Raw genomic sequence first — 3,323 nt, 5'->3', positions numbered from 1 at the left:
GGGTGGGGGAGTTGCTGGCTTCATGCGGTCAACGGTCGTGGCTCTGCGTAACCTTGAACAGTAGTGGCGCGCTGACCCGTGTGGGTTGTACGTACGGGTGCGGCGCTTGTACGCGGTGCGGGGCGTGACCGGCCCCTGGGCCGCGCGTTGAGAGCGGAGCCCGGTGGGCTCGGGACGGTACGGGAGGAGCCGGAGCGTGGACGACGAGGTTCAGCAGCCGCCGGAGCACGAGTTCGTGGCGGGCGTTCTGCAGGTGTTCGGGCGGCAGTTGAAGCTGTTCCGGGAGCGGGCGGGGATGGACCGGGCGCGGCTCGGTTCGCTGACCGGGTACTCGGCCTCGACGATCGCGTCGTTCGAGCAGGGGAGGCGGGTTCCGCCGGCGAGGTTCATCGACCAGGCCGATGAAGTGCTGGATGCCGGTGGGGTGTTGAAGGCGGGGAAGGAGGAGGTCGCTCAGGCGCAGTATCCGGCGTTCTTTCGGAGTGCGGCGCGGTTGGAGGCGAAGGCGGTCGAAGTGCATGTGTACGGCACCCAGGCCGTACCGGGGCTCTTGCAGACGAAGGAGTGCGGGCGGGCGGTGTTCGCCATGTGGCTGCCCCCGCTGGAAGAGGTGGTCATCGAGGAGCGGTTGGCCGCCCGACTTGCGCGACAGGAGATCTTCGCCCGGCGACCAGCGCCGCACCTGAGCTTCGTGATCGAGGAGGCCGTACTGCTCCGTCCGCTCGGTGGGGACACGGTATGGCGAGGTCAGCTGGAGCAGCTACTGCTGATTGAAGAGAATCGCAACGTCGAGATTCAGGTGATGCCGCTCTCCCGTCAGGAACATGCGGGACTGGCTGGCCCGTTCACCTTGATGGAGATGAAGGACGGGCGCAGGATCGCTTACGCGGAGGTGCAACGCGAAAGCCGTGTACATACCGAGCGTGAGCGGGTGCGGGAGCTGGAGCGTACTTACGGAACTCTTCGCGCGCAGGCCCTCACTCCGGCAGAATCGCGTGCGTTGATCGAGAAGTTGTTGGGAGAGAGATGAGCGGCGAGGCAGCCCAGCTGAAGACCGAAGGTCTGGCGTGGTTCAAGAGCAGCTACAGCGCTGGCGACGGTGGCGAGTGCGTCGAGGTCGCCGTCCGCCCCGGTACGGTTCACATCCGGGACTCAAAGGACACGAGTCGTGCCGCGCTGGCCGTGGAGTCCACGACATGGACCGCCCTCGTCGAGTTCGCGGCCCGCCGCTGACGCATGGTGGGCACCGGCGTGTCACGTGCGAGGGGTCCAGTCTCCGAGGTCGGCGAGCAAGTCGGCGTGTGAGCGGTTGTGGCCCACGGGAGCAGTGAGCAGGCCGTGCTTCGCGGCCGCTTCTGCGATCAGCGGGCCGTCGCTCTCGCGGAACACCGGCGGCTTCAGCTCCCGTTTCAGCTTGCCCTTCGGGTCGTCGATCAACCCCGTGTCCCTGCCGCGCAGTTGGGCGGGAATCTTCCACTTGGGGCGGACACGGGGGAATGCCTCGGGGAAGAGGAGTAACCATCCCTCGGACTCCCACGCCGCGAGGGCGTACGCGGAGTCGGCCGGGCACTGGCGGTCCAGCTCGTCGGCGATGTTCTTGCGAACTGCCCGGTAGCGCTCGTCGGCGTAGCCGTCCAGGTCCTCGTGGACGGCGAAGGCGACAAGCGATCCCTTCTGCTGGAGGGCTTTTCCTCTGGCCTTCCCCACCAGAGTGCGCACGCTGCTCTCCAGGTCCCCGCCCGTCTTCTTCTTCAACCGGACCGGATCGTTGATCCGCACGATCTTGGAGTTTCCGAGGCCCGGATGGTGGGCCCGGACGATCTCGGCGAGGATCCTGCAGTCGTTCTCGTCCTCACCGGCCAGAACGATCACTCCGCGTCCCGGCCTCTCCGCCCCCCGACGGCTCACATCTCACCTCCGGTGAGATCGCCGCCGAGCACGCCGGAGAACCACAGATCGCCCAAGGGCTGGTCCCCGCTCTCCTCGACGATCGCCTCGACCTCCTCGACGGTCAGCGCAGGGATGATGGAGGCGCCCTCGGCATCGCGCTCGCAGATCACGATCTCGTCGGGCAGGAGCCGGTCCACGAGGGCCGGAGAGTGCGTGGCGACCAGGAACTGGCTGCGGCTCGACGCCTCGCGCAGGCGTTCCACGATGAGGGCGAGGGCCTGGGGGTGCAGTCCGTGGTCGATCTCCTCGATGCAGGTGAGCGCCGGGGGATGGGGGTCGTAGAGCAGGGCCAGCAGGCCCAGAAGACGGACAGTGCCGTACGAGGCGAAGGCGAGCGGTGTGGGCCGGCGAAGGCCGCTCTCCCGGAGCAGGACGGTGACCTGGTCGGAGGCGCCGCCCAGGGCCGCGAACTCGATGCCCTCCAGCTGAGGAAGGATGGTGCGGGCATCGGCGACGAGGGACTCCCAGACGTCGTCCTGGGCGCGGAGGTACAACAGGAACTCGGCGAGGTTGTCCGCCTGCGGGGACAGATCGATGAAGCGGTGACCACGGCGGTTTCGGGAGGGCAGGCGGGCCGCCGCCACATCCACGTCGAACAAGCGGAAGGAGGAGAGCTGTTGGGCGAACCGTGAGACCTCCTCACCGCCGTCGGAGCTCGCCAGGCGGGGGAGCGTCGACAGGCCGCTGCTCAGCCGCTGGATGCCGAAGCTGCCGCTGTCGTCCTCCTTTCCCGCCTTCGTGTCGACCACTTCCGCGGACTCTCCCGTGATGGTGATGCGCCGTCCCCGCCCCTGGGTGCGCTTGAACGAGAAGGACTCACTGCGCGAGAGGCTGTCGGCTCCAGACTTCAGAACCCGGCGGCGGATGGTGAGTTCGTACTCGTCGGGCGAGTTCTCGTTCGCGTGCGTGGTCCATGTCGCCTTGAGGCCGATTTTCAGTGTGGCCGGCGGTTTGGGCCCACCCCAGAAGGCGATTTCTCCGAAGCCGTCCCGGGAGTCCAGCGCAGGTTGAAGATCCGTACGGATGACGTCAGCGAGAAAGTCGAACACTTCGAGGAAATTCGACTTGCCGGTGGCGTTCGGCCCGACGAGCACGGTCAACGGGCCGAGGGGAACGGTGACGTCGCGCAGACTGCGGAAGTTCTCCACGTGGAGTTCGAGTAGACGGCCTGGCATGCGGGGCAACCTATCGGTCGGGGCGGGGAGGTCGTGCGGGGTGGGCGGTTGAAGACGGACTAGGTGCGCGGGGCGGGAGGCGTCCAGTGTCCGAGGCGGATCTCCTCGTCCAGGCGGGACTGGAAGTGGGCGTGGGCGGCGCGCATTTCGGTTTCGCGGTCTGCTTTGTAGAAGGGGGCCCGGAAGCCGGTTGGGGGT

Annotated in this window: 4 protein-coding genes; 2 read left to right on the top strand and 2 right to left on the bottom strand. The window is 67.4% G+C overall.

What is annotated here, in order from left to right; all coding sequences use genetic code 11:
- Window positions 1-196 precede the first annotated feature (196 nt).
- Both AC31A1_RS48965 and AC31A1_RS48960 read left to right on the top strand, forming a co-directional pair.
- Window positions 197-1,030: a helix-turn-helix domain-containing protein gene (locus AC31A1_RS48965; protein ID WP_489659523.1), complete on the top strand. Its 834-nt coding sequence runs from the start codon at window positions 197-199 to the stop codon at window positions 1,028-1,030.
- Window positions 1,027-1,233 (top strand): DUF397 domain-containing protein, encoded by a 207-nt coding sequence (locus AC31A1_RS48960; RefSeq protein WP_489659522.1) that lies wholly within the window; start codon window positions 1,027-1,029, stop codon window positions 1,231-1,233. The genes AC31A1_RS48965 and AC31A1_RS48960 overlap by 4 nt, the downstream gene beginning before the upstream one ends.
- 21 nt (window positions 1,234-1,254) lie before the next feature.
- Here AC31A1_RS48960 and AC31A1_RS48955 read toward each other — a convergent pair whose 3' ends face one another.
- Window positions 1,255-1,872, bottom strand: coding sequence for a hypothetical protein (locus AC31A1_RS48955; RefSeq protein ID WP_489659521.1), 618 nt, complete (start codon window positions 1,870-1,872; stop codon window positions 1,255-1,257).
- Window positions 1,873-1,904: 32 nt separating this feature from the next.
- Window positions 1,905-3,125, bottom strand: coding sequence for an AAA family ATPase (locus tag AC31A1_RS48950; protein WP_489659520.1), 1,221 nt, complete (start codon window positions 3,123-3,125; stop codon window positions 1,905-1,907).
- Window positions 3,126-3,323 lie beyond the last annotated feature (198 nt).

The organism is Streptomyces sp. P5F9, from assembly GCF_057961495.1.
Note: the sequence above shows the minus strand (reverse complement) of the source record. Positions and strands in the feature narration are given on the sequence as shown.